The 17,679-nt window shown below is 51.8% G+C and carries 20 protein-coding genes and 1 tRNA gene; 18 read left to right on the top strand and 3 right to left on the bottom strand.

Annotated elements, in window-relative coordinates:
- Positions 1 to 331: 331 nt before the first annotated feature.
- Positions 332 to 691 carry an alpha/beta hydrolase gene (locus FCS97_RS06620; RefSeq protein ID WP_342776953.1) on the bottom strand — a complete coding sequence of 120 codons (360 nt, stop codon included), beginning with the start codon at positions 689 to 691 and terminating at the stop codon, positions 332 to 334.
- Here FCS97_RS06620 and FCS97_RS16525 point away from each other — a divergent pair.
- The 8 genes from FCS97_RS16525 (at position 681) to FCS97_RS06585 (ending at position 7,604) form a co-directional block, all read left to right on the top strand.
- The gene (locus FCS97_RS16525) at positions 681 to 818 is read left to right on the top strand and encodes a helix-turn-helix domain-containing protein (protein ID WP_171035193.1); all 138 of its coding nucleotides are present in this window, start codon (positions 681 to 683) and stop codon (positions 816 to 818) included. The genes FCS97_RS06620 and FCS97_RS16525 overlap by 11 nt on opposite strands.
- A gap of 38 nt (positions 819 to 856) precedes the next feature.
- The gene (locus FCS97_RS06615; RefSeq protein ID WP_246065910.1) at positions 857 to 1,660 is read left to right on the top strand and encodes an IS3 family transposase; all 804 of its coding nucleotides are present in this window, start codon (positions 857 to 859) and stop codon (positions 1,658 to 1,660) included.
- Between the two features lie 502 nt (positions 1,661 to 2,162).
- Complete coding sequence (locus FCS97_RS06610) at positions 2,163 to 2,768, top strand: TetR/AcrR family transcriptional regulator (protein WP_138517601.1); 606 nt, start codon at positions 2,163 to 2,165, stop codon at positions 2,766 to 2,768.
- A 68-nt stretch (positions 2,769 to 2,836) separates the two neighbouring features.
- Positions 2,837 to 4,006, top strand: coding sequence for an iron-containing alcohol dehydrogenase (locus FCS97_RS06605; RefSeq protein WP_138517600.1), 1,170 nt, complete (start codon positions 2,837 to 2,839; stop codon positions 4,004 to 4,006).
- Positions 4,007 to 4,082: 76 nt separating this feature from the next.
- Complete coding sequence (locus FCS97_RS06600) at positions 4,083 to 4,388, top strand: putative quinol monooxygenase (protein ID WP_138517599.1); 306 nt, start codon at positions 4,083 to 4,085, stop codon at positions 4,386 to 4,388.
- A gap of 109 nt (positions 4,389 to 4,497) precedes the next feature.
- Positions 4,498 to 5,460, top strand: a complete 963-nt coding sequence (locus FCS97_RS06595; protein ID WP_138517598.1) for an LLM class oxidoreductase — start codon at positions 4,498 to 4,500, stop codon at positions 5,458 to 5,460.
- 82 nt (positions 5,461 to 5,542) lie between these two features.
- The gene (locus FCS97_RS06590; RefSeq protein ID WP_138517597.1) at positions 5,543 to 6,565 is read left to right on the top strand and encodes a zinc-binding alcohol dehydrogenase family protein; all 1,023 of its coding nucleotides are present in this window, start codon (positions 5,543 to 5,545) and stop codon (positions 6,563 to 6,565) included.
- A gap of 49 nt (positions 6,566 to 6,614) precedes the next feature.
- The gene (locus tag FCS97_RS06585; RefSeq protein WP_138517596.1) at positions 6,615 to 7,604 is read left to right on the top strand and encodes a zinc-dependent alcohol dehydrogenase family protein; all 990 of its coding nucleotides are present in this window, start codon (positions 6,615 to 6,617) and stop codon (positions 7,602 to 7,604) included.
- 536 nt (positions 7,605 to 8,140) lie between these two features.
- Here the strand turns inward: FCS97_RS06585 and FCS97_RS06580 are convergent.
- A complete protein-coding gene (locus FCS97_RS06580; protein WP_138517595.1) occupies positions 8,141 to 9,055 on the bottom strand; it encodes a LysR family transcriptional regulator in 915 nt (304 codons plus the stop codon).
- Between the two features lie 135 nt (positions 9,056 to 9,190).
- Here FCS97_RS06580 and FCS97_RS06575 point away from each other — a divergent pair, with 135 nt between their 5' ends.
- Both FCS97_RS06575 and FCS97_RS06570 read left to right on the top strand, forming a co-directional pair.
- Entirely contained in the window at positions 9,191 to 9,946 is a 756-nt protein-coding gene (locus FCS97_RS06575; RefSeq protein ID WP_212746439.1) for a GlcG/HbpS family heme-binding protein, read from the top strand.
- A gap of 173 nt (positions 9,947 to 10,119) precedes the next feature.
- Positions 10,120 to 10,425, top strand: a complete 306-nt coding sequence (locus FCS97_RS06570; protein WP_138517594.1) for a putative quinol monooxygenase — start codon at positions 10,120 to 10,122, stop codon at positions 10,423 to 10,425.
- Positions 10,426 to 10,942: 517 nt separating this feature from the next.
- Here the strand turns inward: FCS97_RS06570 and FCS97_RS06565 are convergent.
- Positions 10,943 to 11,018 (bottom strand) — tRNA-His (locus FCS97_RS06565).
- 600 nt (positions 11,019 to 11,618) lie between these two features.
- Here FCS97_RS06565 and FCS97_RS06560 point away from each other — a divergent pair.
- From FCS97_RS06560 to FCS97_RS06525, 8 genes are read left to right on the top strand one after another with little or no spacing between them, the layout of a single operon-like run.
- Complete coding sequence (locus FCS97_RS06560; protein ID WP_008250741.1) at positions 11,619 to 11,915, top strand: phenol hydroxylase subunit; 297 nt, start codon at positions 11,619 to 11,621, stop codon at positions 11,913 to 11,915.
- Between the two features lie 34 nt (positions 11,916 to 11,949).
- Complete coding sequence (locus FCS97_RS06555; protein WP_008250738.1) at positions 11,950 to 12,963, top strand: aromatic/alkene monooxygenase hydroxylase subunit beta; 1,014 nt, start codon at positions 11,950 to 11,952, stop codon at positions 12,961 to 12,963.
- A complete protein-coding gene (locus tag FCS97_RS06550) occupies positions 12,960 to 13,262 on the top strand; it encodes an MmoB/DmpM family protein (protein ID WP_008250736.1) in 303 nt (100 codons plus the stop codon). Before FCS97_RS06555 ends, FCS97_RS06550 begins: the two co-directional genes overlap by 4 nt.
- Before the next feature lie 45 nt (positions 13,263 to 13,307).
- Positions 13,308 to 14,849, top strand: a complete 1,542-nt coding sequence (locus FCS97_RS06545; RefSeq protein ID WP_138517593.1) for an aromatic/alkene/methane monooxygenase hydroxylase/oxygenase subunit alpha — start codon at positions 13,308 to 13,310, stop codon at positions 14,847 to 14,849.
- A 22-nt stretch (positions 14,850 to 14,871) separates the two neighbouring features.
- Positions 14,872 to 15,234: a phenol hydroxylase subunit P4 gene (locus FCS97_RS06540; protein WP_040513144.1), complete on the top strand. Its 363-nt coding sequence runs from the start codon at positions 14,872 to 14,874 to the stop codon at positions 15,232 to 15,234.
- 19 nt (positions 15,235 to 15,253) lie between these two features.
- Positions 15,254 to 16,312 (top strand): NADH:ubiquinone reductase (Na(+)-transporting) subunit F, encoded by a 1,059-nt coding sequence (locus FCS97_RS06535; RefSeq protein ID WP_138517592.1) that lies wholly within the window; start codon positions 15,254 to 15,256, stop codon positions 16,310 to 16,312.
- A 15-nt stretch (positions 16,313 to 16,327) separates the two neighbouring features.
- Complete coding sequence (locus FCS97_RS06530) at positions 16,328 to 16,654, top strand: 2Fe-2S iron-sulfur cluster-binding protein (RefSeq protein ID WP_138517591.1); 327 nt, start codon at positions 16,328 to 16,330, stop codon at positions 16,652 to 16,654.
- Positions 16,655 to 16,684: 30 nt separating this feature from the next.
- The gene (locus FCS97_RS06525) at positions 16,685 to 17,620 is read left to right on the top strand and encodes a catechol 2,3-dioxygenase (RefSeq protein ID WP_138517590.1); all 936 of its coding nucleotides are present in this window, start codon (positions 16,685 to 16,687) and stop codon (positions 17,618 to 17,620) included.
- The last annotated feature ends 59 nt before the right edge of the window (positions 17,621 to 17,679 follow it).

Raw genomic sequence — 17,679 nt, 5'->3', positions numbered from 1 at the left:
CACATGGGCAATTTCTCAGAACTCTCAAAGACTCCAATGATCGCGTTACCGGACTCGGAAGGTGCCCCGGCTCGGCATACGCTAACCACCAGCATTCCTAACAGTAAACTCAGTCCGCGCAGGCTTGAGATTCGACACTTGTAGTTCATTTCTACATCTCCTTTTTTCAGTTACGTATTCGGGCAGACGCTGTCATTCAACATTAAGGAGATGTAGCGAGCATTTATCTCAACTCAGAGCGCGAACATCTCACATTAATTGCAGTTGCAACAGCTCGTCCCGCAATTCCGATAGCACCTCCTACCGTGGCCAATTCATGCTGCCGTCGTCTCTACTTCTTCAGGTGAACACGGAAGAACGCCGTCAGCTTGTTAAAAGGAATAATGTCAACCCGGTCGTACAGATCCGTGTGGTTGGCTCCAGGAATGATCATCAATTCTTTTGGCTCCGCCGCAGCTGCGTACGCAGTTTCGCTGAAATAGCGCGAGTGTGCTTTCTCACCGTGGATGAACAGGATCGGTCGCGGCGAAATTTCAGCAATGTAGGTCAGGATCGGCATGTTCATAAACGACAGCGGAGTCGTGAGCGTCCACGAGCTGTTCGAATTGATCGCTCGCGGATGGAAACCGCGCGGGGTTCTGTAGAAATCATGGTAGCCAGCTTCTGAAATGAAAGAAGCTTTGAAGCGCATCAAACAACTGGAAGCTGCGCTGGGCCGCAAAACACTTGATAACGAAATTCTCAAGGAAGCCGTGGAGTATGGTAAAAGCCGAAAGTGGATTGCGCACTCGCCCTTGTTGCCCGGGGACGACCAGTAAGAGAGGTCTGTTTCGTCCTTGGCGTTTCGCGCAGTCACATGACCGCTCTGAGAACCAGAAAAGCTGATTGGGTTGACCGTCGAAAAGCGCCACCCAGGCCTGATGACGACCAGTTGTTGAGTGACATCATCACCGTTGCCAAAGACTTGCCCACCTACGGTTATCGCCGCGTGTGGGCGATTCTGAAGTTTCAGGGTATCGATGGGAGCCCACAAATGGTGAACCACAAACGTGTTTACCGCGTGATGCGAGACAACAATTTGCTGTTGTTTCGGCATGGCAGTAAGCCTAGGGATACACGTAGGCACGACGGCAAAGTGGCTGTTCAAACCAGCAACACCCGCTGGTGTTCGGACGGGTTTGAACTGGCTTGTGACAACGGTGAGAAAGTTCGAGTGGCCTTTGCCCTGGATTGCTGTGACCGCGAGGTCATGAGCTGGGTTGCAACCACCAAAGGCATTGATGCTGGCCTGGTTGGAGATTTGATGATGCAAGCAGTGGAATACCGATTTGGCGCGGGCAGTACGGCGCAAACTCCCATTGAATGGCTGTCGGATAATGGCTCTTGTTATACCGCCATTGAAACGAGAACCTTTGCAACCCAACTTGGGCTCAAACCCGTGAGAACGCCGGTTGAAAGCCCGCAAAGCAACGGTATGGCCGAGAGCTTTGTGAAGACATTCAAACGTGACTATGCTCGTCTGGCCAATCGGCCTGACTCGCAAACTGTCATGCGTGAATTGAAGATGTGGTTTGAGCATTACAATGAAAAGCACCCTCACAGTGCTTTGGGGTACCTGCCTCCCCGGAGATTCCGGGAAAAGCAGAGGTCAATTAACTAATACCGATGGCCCTGTAATACGGGGGCGAGTCCACGATGTATGTAGGTGTTACTGGCTACAACCTTCAACTCTGGCCCCAACTCTGATTGTGAACTGCAGATTCTTTACTTATAAATTTTAGATTACCTCACCGGAATACTGACATAAAAAGTATCCCTTATAACCCTGCACATCGCTTGACTAGACGTCTTCACTTGTAAATCTTGCCTATCTGTACTGCAATGCTATGTGTCTGGTATTCGGCCAGAGCCGACTTGACTAGTTTTGTGAAAAAGGACTGTATTTGACCCAAAGCTGACGTTCATAATAACCTATGAAGATTTACAAAACCAATGAACCCCATACCAATAAAAAATATAGCGAATTGTGAATTTTCAAGTACTAGAGATTTATCATTCATCCTCTTCCCAAGCAAATTCTTTTTAGATTTTCGCAAAGTAAATTGAAAGCTTTTTTAATGGCATAACTAGACGACCGGTCTAATTAATGCAATAATGCACTTATGGGTAATGAACTTCCAATCATAAAGTCTGGCGATACGCGTCAGCAAATCCTCGATACAGCCAAGGGCATCATCCTCGGCAAGGGCTTTGCTGCGGTCGGCCTCAACGAGATACTTTCCACTGCAGGCGTGCCCAAGGGCTCGTTCTATCACTATTTCAAGTCAAAGGAGCAGTTTGGCGACGCCTTACTCGCAGACTATTTTGACGACTACCTGCAGATGTTAGAGCGCATGCTTAAAGATGACGGCAGCACTAATTCCAGCCGACTGCTGGGATTTTTCCAGTTCTGGCTGGATACGCAGTCAAGTGATGCCACAACGGATAAATGTCTGGTAGTTAAATTGAGCGCAGAAGTGACGGATCTTTCCGAATCCATGCGTATTACGTTGAAGAATGGCACCGACAGGGTAATAGCGTGCCTCACACATTGCGTGGAACAAGGTATACGCACAGGTGAATTCCCTGCCAACCTCGATGCAAAAACTGTCACGGCAGAGATCTACTATATGTGGATAGGCGCAACGCTTTTGACCAAGGTAGGCCGCACGCGTGCAGCCCTGGAATGCGCCATGAATGCCACGAAAGCGAGACTGGGACTTGCTTGAGGTCGATCTTTTTATTTATCCGAACACTAGCCGACTGGTCTAATAGCTGTAATTTTTAAGGAGTTTTGATGCTGAATTTTGATTTTTATAACCCGACGCGCATCGCTTTCGGCAAGGGCAAGGTCGCCGAAATCGACAAGCTGGTGCCTGCTGAGGCTCGTGTATTGATTGTTTACGGCGGCACTAGCGCCAAGAAGAATGGCACGCTGGATGAAGTCAAAGCTGCCCTGGGCGGGCGTTATGTCGAGGAATTCAGCGGCATCGAGCCAAACCCTACCTATGAGACCCTAATGAAAGCCGTCGCCAAAATCAAGGCCAATAGGCTGGACTATCTGCTGGCAGTCGGCGGCGGCTCGGTGATTGATGGCACCAAGTTTGTTGCGGCAGCGGTGTATGCCGAGGGCGACCCGTGGGAGATTTTGCTCCAGCGAGGTGCCAATGTGAAACAGGCCATGCCTTATGGCACTGTGCTGACCTTGCCTGCGACAGGCTCGGAGATGAACGACGGCTCGGTGATTTCACGCACCGAAACCGCATCTGGCTTGCACGACAAGCTCTATTTCACCAGTGAGCATGTGTTTCCACAGTTCTCCGTGCTCGACCCGAGCAAGAGCTACACCCTGCCGCCGCGCCAGTTGGCTAACGGCGTGGTGGATGCCTACACCCACATCATGGAGCAATACCTGACCTACCCGGTGGAAGCGCGGGTGCAGGATCGCTTTGCCGAAGGCTTGCTACAGACCCTTATCGAGGTTGGTCCCAAGGTGCTGGCCAATCCGCAGGATTACGACACTCAGGCCAACTTCATGTGGGTCGCCACCCTGGCCTTGAATGGCTTGATCGGCTCCGGTGTGCCTAGCGATTGGTCGACGCACATGATAGGCCACGAGATTACCGCGCTTCATGGATTGGATCACGCACAGACGCTGGCTATCATATTACCGACTATGCTCAGCCTGCGCCGCGATGTCAAGCGCGCCAAGCTGCTGCAATACGCCGAGCGCGTCTGGCATATCAGTGAAGGTACAGAGGATGCTCGTATCGAAGCGGCTATCCAGAATACCCGCGCTTTTTTCGAGAGCCTCAGCGTGCCTACGCGCTTATCCGCCTACAACATCGGTGCGGATGCCATTCCTGCCCTGCTGGCGCAACTTGAAAGTCATGGCATGGTCAAACTCGGTGAGCATCAGGATGTGACGCTGGATAAGAGCAGGGAGGTGCTGGAAGCGAGTATTTAGATTTTTAGTAGGGTGGATAAAGCGCGATAGCGCGTATCCACCACCTTCGTGTTTTATTTTTTTATTAGGAGCAATCATGAGCAACAAGTTAGCCCTGTATGTACGTCTGCACGCCAAGCCAGGTAAGGAAGCAGCACTGGAAGCATTTCTGAAATCCGCACTGCCGCTGGTGGAAAACGAGCCGGAAACCGCTACCTGGTACGCACTCAAATTCGGCCCTGCCACCTTTGGCATTTTTGACACCTTTATGGATGAACATGGCCGACAAGCGCATTTGACAGGGAAAATCGCTGAGGCACTGATGGCGAATGCCGCAGATTTGCTGACCGAGATGCCGGTAATCGAAACCGTGGATTTACTGGCAGTCAAAGGCCAGTCTTAAATCTGTTTTGGCTAAGTAGATAGCTCCTCCCCGGGCTATTTCGGACCTACACTGGCACATCACTTTCCTACCTTTTGTGGTGTGCCAGTGTTTTTTCTTAGTGAGCAGAATGTATACCCCTAATCCAAATCAATCGCCGACAGCCAACCGCGGCTGGCAGCGTGTATTCCAGCGCGGCAAACTCACGCTGGGCATCATGTTCCCGATCGAGGCCTTCGAGCGCGACCAGCCGACCATGCACAACCAGGTAGCGCTGGCGCAGTTTGCCGAAAAATCCGGTTTTTCCAGCCTCGGCTTTCGCGATGTGCCGCTGCGCGACCCGAATTTTGGCGATGTCGGCCAGGTATTCGACCCGTGGGCTTATCTCGGTTATATGGCCGCGCAGACCACAGAAATCGCGCTGCTGACGGCATCCATCATTCTGCCATTGCGCCACCCGATACATATCGCCAAAGCCGCCGCCAGCATAGACCAGTTGTCCAATGGCCGCTTGCTGCTTGGCATAGCTACAGGCGATAGGATGGTGGAGTTCCCAGCCTTTAATGTGGATTTTGAGTCGCGAGGGGCGATGTTTCGCGAAGAGGTCGATTTGCTTAAGATATATTGGTCAGAGTTTTACCCGCAAATAAGTAGCAGCTTTGGCCATCTGCAACATGCCGATGTCATTCCCAAGCCGGTAGCTTCGCATGTGCCCTTGTTAGTTACCGGACATAGTCAGCAGGATCTGGGCTGGATCGCGCGCAATGCCGACGGCTGGATGAGCTACCCGCGTAGCATAGAAGCGCAGGCGCAGGTGGTGCAGCGCTGGCGCGATACTGTTGAAGCGGAATTGCCGGGGCAGTATAAACCGTTTACGCAGTCTTATTTTATTGATCTTGCCGATAACCCGAACGAAGCACCAACGCCTATTCATCTGGGTCACCGACTCGGCAGGAATGCGCTGCTGGTACATCTGCGTGCCAGCAAACGTATCGGCGTGGACCACATGATTTTCAACGTCAAATACGGCAAACGTCCGGCCGGTGAGGTGTTGCAGGAGTTGGCTGAATTTGTTTTACCGGAATTTATATGAAGTTGTTGCGCATGCGCCCCGCCTGCCAACTTATCAAAAAAACGCAGGCGAGGACGCCTGCGCTACAAAAATAGGAGCCGCCATGAAAGCCGTTGCATTAACCAAGTATTTACCTATCAGCGATCCTGAATCGCTGATGGATGTCGAATTGCCCATCCCCGTCACTACCGGTCGCGATCTGCTGGTCAAGATCCACGCCATTGCAGTTAACCCGGTAGATACCAAAGTGCGAAAACCCAAGGACAAGATAGAGACCACACCCAAGGTGCTGGGCTGGGATGCCGCTGGTGAAGTCGTCGAAGCCGGGCCAGATTGCACGCTGTTCAAGACTGGCGACAAAGTGTTTTATGCGGGTGACATCACGCGCTCGGGCTGCAATGCCGAATACCAGCTCATGGATGAGCGCATAGTCGGGCACATGCCGCAGAGCTTGAGTTATGAGCAGGCGGCAGCTTTGCCGCTGACCGCAGTGACAGCTTGGGAATCACTGTTCGACCGCCTGGGCATTGCGCTTGATATAGCGCAGAACCGCAATAAAAACCTGCTTATCATAGGCGGTGCGGGCGGCGTGGGTTCGATTGCCATCCAACTCGCGAACAAACTGGCGGGATTGACCGTGGTAGCCACGGCATCGCGGCCTGAGACCGTACGCTGGGTGCAGGAATTGGGCGCACAGTATGTCATCAATCATAAGCATGACCTAGTGACTCAAATGCGCGAAATCGGCATTCCCCAACCAGATTATATTTTCTGCTGCAACGATACCGATGGCTATTTTTCTGTCATGGCCGAGCTCATCAAGCCGCAAGGCAAGATTTGCTCGATTGTCGAAACCGCACAGCCGGTGGACCTTAATCTGCTCAAGAATAAGAGCGCGACCTTCGCATGGGAGCTGATGTTTACACGTTCCATGTTTCAGACCGCCGACATGACAGAACAGCACCTTATCCTCGACCGCATTGCCAAACTGGTGGATGAGGGTGTGCTGAAGACCACGCTCAATGAAACCCTATCACCCATCAATGCTACCAATCTGCGTAAGGCGCACGCTCAGCTCGAAGCAGGTGGCACCATAGGCAAGATCGTGTTGAAAGGCTGGCATTAAATTATAAATAGTATTTTCACACTATTTTTTACATTATCAGGAGATAAAAATGTCACGTGTCGTCAGATTCCACCAAACCGGTGGGCCAGAAGTATTACAGATAGCAGATGAACAAGTCGCCTCACCAGGCAAGGGTGAGGTGCAGATCAAGGTGCATGCCATCGGACTCAATCGTGCCGAAGTCATGTTTCGCAATGGTCAGTATCTGGAAACACCGCAACTGCCAGCGAGGCTCGGCTATGAGGCGGCAGGCATAATCAATGCGGTGGGCGAGGATGTGACTGATTTCAAGATAGGTGATGCGGTCAGCACGGTTCCGGCGTTTTCGCAGAATCAGTATGGCGTGTATGGTGAGTTGGCGAATGTGCCCGCATTTGCCGTGGTCAAGCATCCACCATCACTTTCTTGGCCGGAAGCTTCCGCCATCTGGATGCAATATATGACTGCCTACGGCGCATTGGTGGAGTTTGCCGATACCAAAGTCGGTGAGTTTGTGCTGATTCCGGCGGCATCCAGTAGCGTGGGTGTGGCAGCTATCGAGATTGCCAATCTGCTGGGTGCCATTCCTGTTGCTTTGACGCGCACCAGCAGCAAGCGCGAGGCTTTGCTCAAGGCCGGTGCCAAGCATGTGATTGCGACGGAAGAACAAGACTTGGTGACCGAAGTGAACCGCATTACCAATAATAAAGGTGCACGCGTGGTGTTCGATCCGGTTGGCGGGCCGACCATCAGCAAACTGGCAGAAGCGACAGCCCAAAGCGGCATTATTTTCCAGTATGGCGCGCTAAGTACAGAGCCGACGCCATTGCCGCTGTTCCCCGTGCTCGCCAAGCAATTAACCATACGCGGGTATACCCTATTTGAAATCAGCACTCATCCTGAACGCATGGCACGCGCCAAAGCCTTCATTGTGCAAGGGCTGACTGAAGGCAAGCTGAAACCGCTGGTGGCCAAAACCTTTCCGCTAGCGCAGATTGTCGAAGCACACCGCTATATGGAATCCAACCAGCAGATCGGCAAAATTGTGGTGACAGTTTAGCGCTATTAGCAACTGCATAGGCGCTTTGCAGTCGGTTGGGCAGTCACGTTTGAGTGCCGAAATGAAGCCTCCACGATGAAAGTATACAAACATAGAATCTGGGGGCGTTAATGGTGGATTTTGTTTAGCAAGCTCACCCTAACCCTTTAGCGGGACGCCTGACGGTGCTCATGCATTCAACTGTTGAAGGTCAGTTAAGGTCGAATTTCGGCCGGAGCGGTTGTCCAGCTTCTTTGGGAGGAATGGCCAGTTTGGGCTGAAAAGCGGACAAGTGGGCGCCTACGAAATCTAGGATCAGTCAATTTCAGGATTACAGGAGAGGGCGTATTCTTTATGCGCCCGGGGAACGTGCCCTCGTGGATAACGACCTCATTGAACTCTTTGCGTTTTGCCTTGTGGATAGTCATTACATGCAAATCACGTCATTACTTTTGTGCGGCTAGAGGTGTCTCTATGATGTGGGATTCATATGCCAATTCTGTGCCTCGAAAGAGCGGCTTTTGACATATCACTGTTGTACACGGCAAACACGTATGCTACGTCTTTGTCAAAATAGCTTCGTGCTGTTTCAATGCATCGACTATGGCATCAAACACTAGGCGCACCCGTTTTGGTACTGGTCCTCGTTGAGGTCTGTATACATAGATATCCCACGGTGCACACGCATCGGCCTCCAGCACGCGTACTAGACTTTTGGAATTCACGTGTTGCTCCGCGAGGTAATCTGGCAATTGCCCATAGGCAACACCAGACAGAACAGCATCGCACTCTGCCTCAGGGTCGTCGGTTACAAACGCAAAAGGCTCGGGTAGCATACGGCGCTCTTTGCTAAAAAACCAACTCCAGGGTCGGCCCGTGCTGTGATCAATAAGCCCTGTAGTTGGTAGCGCTGATAGGTCGGAGATTTGCTGCGGTGTGCCATAGCGCTCGATGAGATTATGGCTGCCATAAACACCAAAGCCCACCGAACCTACTTTGCGCACCACAAAGCGATTGTCTTTGAATAGACCCATACGAACACCGACATCAATCTGCCCGTCAACAACATCAGCAAGTTCATCAGAAAGTCGGATATCGATGACGATACCTGGATGAAGACGTGCAACTTCGTTAAGCGCTGGCAGCACCCGTAACCTGCCAAGGCTGCGAGGCGCTGTGATACGAACGCGGCCAACTAGTTCAGCGGGTGCTTGTGGCGATGCAGGAGCGAGGACAGCTTCCATCTGCTCCAGGCTGGCCCGTACGCGTGGTGCAAGTTCGGCCCCGAATTCGGTGATATTCACCCGGCGAGTGGTGCGGTGAAAAAGTAATTCGCCATAGTGCGCTTCGAGTTCCTGTATGGCCCGTGTTACTCCTTGAGGCGACATCCCCAAAAGCATTGCAGCTTCACGGAAGCTGTCGGTTTCTGCGGCGACGCAAAAAATTTTCAGCCGGTCTTGTGGATTCAGCATATGACAGAAAATCTGAAAGTGTCCTTATATTCATTGTCTCATTTATAGGAATACTTAATTCCTTTTTATTCCATATACACGATTAATATGAAATGGGAGACTGGCAATGATCACTTTTCATTAAAAGGAAATTCTGTGAACATTTACATCCGCCCCTTTGGCATCATGATAGCTGCGTTGCTTACTTCTACCAGCTTGCCTGCGCATGCAGTCAAGCCAGCTGCTCCCGCAGAATGTGCCGCGTTGCCCACCCATGCCCAGTTACACGATGCGCTTGTGCTCGCACGCAAGGCTAACAATGCAGGCTTCAACTTAGAGATGTGGGGCACTGTGGTGTCGCGTAGTGGAACCGTGTGTGCGGTAGCGTTCACAGGGAAAGGCTTGGGTGACCAGTGGCCGGGAAGCCGGGCTATTTCAGCACAGAAGGCCTACACAGCCAATGCCTTCAGCCTGCCAGGTCTAGCTTTGGCAACGGCCAATCTATACAGCGCCGTCCAACCCGGTGGTAGCCTGTTCGGCCTGCAAGAGAGTAACCCGGTGAATCCTGCCTTGGCGATGCAAGGCCCAGTAAGTGCGTGGGGCCAACCCAATGATCCGTTGGTTGGTCAACGCATGGGAGGCATCAATGTGTTTGGAGGAGGATTGGCCTTGTACAACAATCAGGGCGTATTGTTAGGTGCTGTAGGAGTATCGGGGGACAGTTCGTGCGCTGACCATGCTATTGCATGGCGTACCCGCAACAACCTCAAACTTGACTACGTGCCAAGCGGTGTAGGGCCCGGCGGGGTTGACCAGATCACCTACCAAGGAGACTGGAAGCAGCCTCATTGCATTAAGGCAGATTTAGAAGACGCAGTAGTCCGCGCCCTGCCAGCGACGAGCGCTAGATAGCCTGGCCAGTGATGCCAAGAATGAGATCTAAGCCTCTCTGGTATCAAACCATGTTGTAACAATATTCCTTTCAACCCTCACAGGAGCATTACGAAAATCAAGAATTACAGACTCAAATCGATCGACTTCAACAAACCTGTTGGGACAGTAGTCCTAACCAAAGGAGACTTACCATGGTAAAAGTAGCACTGTTCGTCCGCTTGGAAGCAAAAGCCGGAAAAGAGAAAGAAGTAGAGCAATTCCTACTGGGTGGGCTTCCGCTTGTACAAGAAGAGCCTGCCACCACTGCATGGTTTGGTATTCGTCTGGGGCCCTCCACGTTCGGCATTTTTGACGCCTTTCCCGATGAGGCGGGCCGTCAGGCTCATCTCGCTGGCAAGGTTGCCGCAGCCCTCATGGCCCAAGCAAGCAGCCTTTTTTCTGCACCGCCGTCCATCGAGAAGGTTGATGTTCTAGCGGCCAAGCTGCCTAGTGAGTGAAGCTCAACCAGGCACGCTAGCCTTTGCTTTGCCAAGGCAAAAGCGAAGGCTGAGCGCTGTGAAAGCGCTGAAACTGCGTCGTTCGTCCACACGTAGGTTCGCGGTTCGATTGTTAGCAAAGATGGTCTGAATCATCCCGACTTTTGTGATCACTGTGGAGTCTGCATAGAGCCCAATACCGGACGCTTAGTCTGTAAATGCATAAAGTCTGCATCGGCCGATTAGCGGAAGCTTTGTTGCAGAGATTACTTGTTGTTACATACTGCCAGTAAGTTGAATTTCTTCTTATGAGACAGATGAATATGTGTCAAAGATAGGTCGATACTCACGAAATGTCTGTGACAGAAAATTTGTCACAGAATTTGTCACAGGCTTGTCACAGCCGATTGATGGAAGTTAGAGACTCTAAGGCAGTTTGCCAAATCTACAACCTCTGAAAATGTCTCTCAGTCGAGAATAAAGTCGCGAAAAACAAAAAGGACCTAGCGGATTACTCACGCTAAGTCCTTGATATTGTTGGGGCGATGTATGGGGCTCGAACCCACGACCCATGGAATCACAATCCATTGCTCTACCAACTGAGCTAACACCGCCACCGTAAACCGGTACTGAATTCTTGGCCTGCCCGGAGGGGTTCGAACCCCCGACCCCTTAGAAGTTTGGTACACGTAACTGTGTAGAAAACTACACAGTTAGTTTTCAAATGGCGTCAATGCGTGCTCTCAGCGAGGTTGTAACTCTTGTGATCCATGCCAATAATGTCGTTTAACATCAACATAGCTCCAGTAACTCAAACCGGATGAACATCCAAAAACGTTCTAATCTGAGCATCGGTTCAACTAGAACTGCGGCTAAACGATGACTTGGTATCAGCCTATTAGACTAAGTTTGCTGATCTTATAACCGGTCTAATCTATTTGCTTCGCGTTTAAGCATACCCCAAAAAAGGTTAACCAATTTAGACAAACCTCGATCCTCAAAAAGACTCGGCATAAAACGGCCCAGGCGTAAATATTTGCAAGTCCAACTTCATCATTTGATCAACTTGCACCGCAGCAATTGATCTTTTCAACACCCGTAAATTTCTTAGAATTCCCCCTCTATTTTTTTACTACCTAATAATTTCAATCACTTAGAGCACCTGGCACATCCCTTGCCCCTTCTACTAGGGAAATCAAGCAAGAGGGTTCCAAATGATCAAAGAAGTCAAAACATCAAAAAGCGACACCCCGCCACCGGAGATGAACGGAATTCTGGAGGCATCAATTCCACGCTATGTGCGTGTGACCGGCACCTTGAACAATCGCTTTGTCGAGTTCGAGTTTTCGATTGGCGATCCAGAGCTGTGCGTGGAACTGGTCATGCAGTTTGAGCAGTTCCGAGAGTTCTGCAAACAGCACAAGGCCGTTGAGCTAACCGCCGAACAATGCGCCTGGCTGGATTACGAAAGGCTGAAATGGCAGTTTGGCCAGGCCGGCGTCAGCGAATAAAAAACCAAATAAATAGAGGAAAGGAGAAGACATCATGCAAGTCGACATCAAAACGTCGAACATCAAACAACTGCGCAACACGTTCTCACATGTGGCCCGTAGGCTGGGCGCAGACAAACCTGCATCACGGTATCAGGAAGCCACATTCGACATGCAGTCGGACACCAACTTCCACTACCGCCCTATCTGGGACCCACAGTACGAACTGTACGACACTGCCCGCACAGCCATCAAAATGGCCGATTGGTACAGCTTCAAAGATCCACGCCAGTATTACTACGGCGTGTACACCATGAACCGTGCCAAGCAACAAGATGCAGCCGAAAAGCAGTTTGAGTTTGCAGAAAAGCGTGGTGTGTTTTTCAACCTCTCGGAAAAAGACAAAGAACATCTGATCTTCGCCGTGCTGCCGCTTCGCCACTACGAGTGGGGCGCAAACATGAACAACTGCTTCTGCACCAGCTTCGGTTACGGCGCTGCAATTACACAAGCCACCATGTACAACACGATGGACCGCTTGGGCCTGGCGCAATACGTCAGCCGCCTCGGTTTGCTACTCGATGGCAACACTGGCGACTCGCTGGAAGTGGGTAAACAACACTGGCTGCACACCCCCGAATGGCAAGAATTGCGCCGAAGCATGGAAAACCTGTTTGTCACCAAAGACTGGTTTGAAGTCTTTCTGGCCCAGAATTTTGTGATGGACGGCTTGGTCTATCCCATGTTTTACAAGCATCTTGAGACCCGCCTGAACCCAATGGCCGGCCAAACCTTCTCTATGTGTACCAATTTCATGCAGGAATGGTTTGTCGAAACCCAGCGTTGGGTGGACTCCACCATCAAAACCGCAGTGGATGAATCACCAGAGAACAAGGAAATACTGAGCCGCTGGTTCGACATCTGGATGACTGAAACCACACGCGCCTTGCAGCCTTTGATGACCGCATTGTTTGCAGAAGAAGCCGCCAGCATTTTCATGCAGATCAAGGAAGAGCTGCTGGTGCGAGCAAAAAAGATCGGTTTGAAAACACCTGGAGCCCCAGCATGAACACGCCTACCCCCGAACGCACAAAAACGCCGGTGTTCATCGCATTTGTAACCAACGACGACACGCGCAATATCGTAGCCGCCATTCGAGAAGACAACCCGCAAGCCACAGTCGAGGAGTTTCCGGCAATGGTCAAGATCGAGTCGCCCGGCCGTTTGGTGGTCAAGCGCCAAAGCGTGTCCGACCTGATGGGGCGTGACTGGGATCTTCAGGAAATTCACCTGAACCTGATTTCCCTCTCGGGCAGCATCAATGAAACAGAGGATGAATTTGAACTGTACTGGGGCCAGGCCGCTTAAACGCGACTTAGCCACAGTGAACTTTCAACTTGAAGGAGTAGAGACATGAGCGCAGTACCCAAGAACACAGGCAACAAAAAACTGGGCCTGAAAGAGAAATACGGCATGATGACCCGCGGACTTGGTTGGGACACCACCTACCAGGCCATGGACGATGTATTCCCTTACGACCAGTTCGAAGGCATCAAAATCCATGACTGGGACAAGTGGGAAGACCCCTTCCGCCTGACCATGGACGCGTACTGGAAATTCCAGGGCGAGAAAGAGAAGAAACTCTACGCCATCATTGACGCCTTTGCACAGAACAACGGCCAGTTCAATGTAACGGATGCTCGCTACATCAACACATTGAAGTTATTCCTCACAGGTGTATCACCACTGGAATATGCAGCGCACCGTGGCTATGCCCACGTGGGTCGTTCTTTCCGTGGAGTTAGCGCACGAATTGCATCGCAGATGCAGGCAATTGATGAATTGCGCCATGCACAAACGCAGGTACACACCATCAGCCACTACAACAAATTTTTCAATGGCTTGCACGACTTCCGCCACATGCACGACCGCGTGTGGTACCTCAGCGTGCCCAAGAGCTACTTTGAAGATGCACAGTCTGCAGGTCCGTTTGAATTCATTACAGCCATCTCGTTTTCCTTCGAGTATGTATTGACCAACCTGTTGTTCATGCCATTCATGAGCGGTGCAGCCTACAACGGCGACATGGCCACGGTTACTTTCGGCTTTTCCGCCCAATCAGATGAATCACGCCACATGACTCTTGGTCTTGAAGTGGTCAAGTTCATGTTGGAACAAGACCCAGGCAACAAAGACATCGTTCAAAAGTGGATCGACAAATGGTTCTGGCGCGGTTACCGCCTGCTGGCCTTGGTGTCGATGATGATGGACTACATGCTGCCCAAACGCGTGATGAGCTGGCAGGAAGCATGGGAAACCTATTTCGAGAAAAACGGTGGCGCCCTGTTCGAAGACTTGAGCCGCTACGGTATTCGTATGCCCAAGTACCACGAAGTAGCCAGCAAAGAGAAAAACCGTTTGAGCCATGAAGTGTGGGCTACTTTCTACAACTTCAGCCATGCCGCTGCATTTCACACTTGGGTACCCGAAGAAAGCGAACTGAAGTGGTTGAGCGAGAAGTACCCCGACACTTTCGACAAGCACTATCGTCCACGCTTCGAACATTGGGACGCCCTTCAAAAAGAAGGTAAGCGCTGGAGTAACCCTGGCCTGCCGATGCTGTGCCAGTTGTGCCAAGTGCCGACAATTTTCACGGAACCCGATGACCCCACAACCACCTGCCTGCGGGAAACAACCTACCACGGTATGAAGTACCACTTCTGCTCGGATGGCTGTAAAGACATTTTCGAGAACGAGCCCGAGAAGTACGTTCAAAGCTGGCTGCCTGTGCATCAAATCTTCCAGGGTAATTGTGGTGGCGAAGGATTGGATAACGTTCTGAAGTACTACAACCTTGTGCCTGGCCAGGACAACGGCGAGTACATGGGCAGTCAGGACCAGATGAACTGGGAGCAATGGACAGGGCGCGACCACAAAGAAGCACCGGCGGCCTGACAACAACTAGGAGGAGAACAACATGGCACTCGTTTCATTGCAGCCGGGCTACACCGGCGTGGTACGCGATCTTGAAGAGAACTTTCACGGCAACCGCTTGTTGTTCGTGAACTGGGAACACCACCTGATGTTTTGTGCACCCATGGCCTTGCCACTACCACCCGCCATGCCCTTCGGGGCATTGGTGAATGAGGTACTGCCTTCGCTATACGGAAGTCACCCCGACTTTGCAAAAATTGATTGGAGTACCGTTCAGTGGAAACACGGGCGTGAAAACTTCACCCCCGACTTGGGCAAATCGCTGGATGAAAACGGTTTGACGCACAAGTCGGTGTTGCGCTTCACCACCCCCGGCTTGACAGGCCTGTCTGGTTCGGGCGCGTAAGCGCAAAGGGGAACCCGCAATGAGCTATCAACTCACCATCGAACCGATTGGTCAAACAATCGACATCGAGGAAGGGCAAACCGTGCTGGACGCCTGCCTTCGTGCAGGTGTTTGGCTACCCCACGCCTGTGGTCATGGCCTGTGCGCCACTTGCAAGGTACAAGTGGTGGAAGGTGAATTCGAACATGGGGAAGCCTCGCCGTTTGCGCTGATGGACTTTGAACGCGATGAACGAAAAATTCTGGCGTGCTGCGCAACCGTTGAATGCGACACCGTGATTGAAGCTGAGGTGGACGAAGATCCCGATGCCCAATTCATTGGTCTTCAGGACTTCGCCGGGCGTGTGGTCAAAGCCGACATGCTCACACCCACCATTCGCGGTATCTGGCTTGAAGTCGATGAGCCAGTGCACTTTCAAGCCGGGCAGTACGTCATGCTGAAAGTACCAGGCGTGCAAGGCGAACGTGCGTTTTCAATCGGCAATGCCCCAGGCACAAACCTGGTTGAATTGCATATTAGAAAAGTACCAGGCGGCGCGGCTACCACCTGGCTGCATGACGAACTAAAGATTGGCGACACACTGGAATTCACCGCCCCGCTGGGTCGGTTTTTCACCCGCAAATCGGCCAATCTACCCATGATTTTTCTGGCTGGTGGTTCAGGTCTTTCCAGTCCGAAAGCCATGATTGAAGAACTGTTCAATGACGGCTGCACACTACCCATCACTCTGGTACAAGGCGCTCGCAATGAGGCTGAACTTTACTACCACAACTACTTCACGGAGCTGGCGGCCAAACACCCCAACTTCACCTACATTCCAGCTCTCTCGGATACAGATGTGAGCGCAAGTTGGACCGGTGCAAAAGGTTTTGTTCACGAGGCATTGAAGGCGCACTTCAACAATGATTTTCGGGGCCACAAGGCTTACATGTGCGGCCCACCACCCATGATCGAAGCGTGCATCTCCACGCTGATGCAAGGCCAATTATTTGAACGAGACATTTATACCGAGCGATTCCTGACCTCGGCCGATGCAGAGGGATTGGCCAAGAAAAGTCCGCTGTTCAAACACGTGTGATGGAGGGCTGCACACATGCACCGCGTGGCCATTCAGAACACAAAGGAAGAGTACACCTGCAGCTCAGAAGACAACCTGCTGAAAGGCATGGAGCAACTGAACCGCAAAGGCATCCCGGTGGGGTGCCGTGGAGGTGGATGCGGCGTATGCCGTGTCCGGATTGAATCGGGCAAATATCGCACCCTGAAAATGAGTCGACAGCATGTTACTGCTGAAGAACAAGCCCAGGGTGTGGTGCTGGCCTGCAGATGTTTTCCGCTGACCGACCTTGAACTGTCGGCAATCGGAAAAATGGAAAAGTGCATTGCAAAGCATTTCGCCAAGCAACCCATGCACACATAGCTATAAAACCATAGGGATAAGGAGATCAACATGGCAATGACAGGCGTATTAAGGCCAAGCCACGTGGCGCTTCGGGTGCTGGATTTGGAACCAGCCGTGAAGCACTACACCGATGTGCTGGGCCTGCTTGAAACCGGGCGCGACAAGCAAGGTCGCGTGTACCTGAAAGCATGGGATGAACACGATCACCACAGTGTGGTGCTGCGTGAGGCTGACGCGGCCGGTATGGACTATATGGGCTGGCGCGTGGACAGCATTCAAACTCTGAAAGACTTGTCCAAAAAGGTTGAAGAAAGTGGCCTTGCCACCGACTGCTGCTGGATACCTGCTGGCGAGCATCTGGAAACTGGTGAGCGCTTCCGCTTCACTACAACCACTGGCCACACGATGGAATTGCTGGCCGAGAAAAATAAAGTGGGTAACTGCCTGCCACTGGTGAACCCTGACCCCTGGCCAGATGACCTGAAGGGCATGGGCCCCTCCCGCTTTGACCATTGCCTGCTGTACGGCGATGATCTGGATGGCGTGGTGAAACTGTTCACCGAAGTGCTTGGCTTCGACATCACTGAACAAGTGGTGGCTGAAGACAACCACGACTTCCGCATCAGTGTATTCTTGAGTTGTTCCACCAAACCGCACGATGTGGCCTTCATTCGGCAGCCCATGAAAGGGGCGTTTCACCATGCCTCGTTTATTCTGGACAACTGGGGCGAGGTACTGAAAGCTGCGGATATTATTTCCAAGAAGAAAGTGTCACTCGACCTTGGGCCCACACGCCATGGTATCACCCGTGGTGAAACGATTTACTTCTTCGACCCCTCGGGCAACCGCAACGAGGTGTTTGCGGGAGGTTACATTCACTACCCGGACAAGCCAATAATTACGTGGACAAGCGACGACCTTGGCCGGGCGATTTTCTACCACGACAGAAAGCTCAACGAGAACTTTTTGGGCGTATTCACCTAAGCAACAGACTGCTTTCGGTGGGCCGTTCTTGCGGCCTTGAAAAGCCCAAACGGGGTAGT

It is taken from the genome of Limnobacter alexandrii, from assembly GCF_005871185.1.
In the GTDB taxonomy this organism is placed as follows: domain Bacteria; phylum Pseudomonadota; class Gammaproteobacteria; order Burkholderiales; family Burkholderiaceae_B; genus Limnobacter; species Limnobacter alexandrii.
Note: the sequence above shows the minus strand (reverse complement) of the source record. Positions and strands in the feature narration are given on the sequence as shown.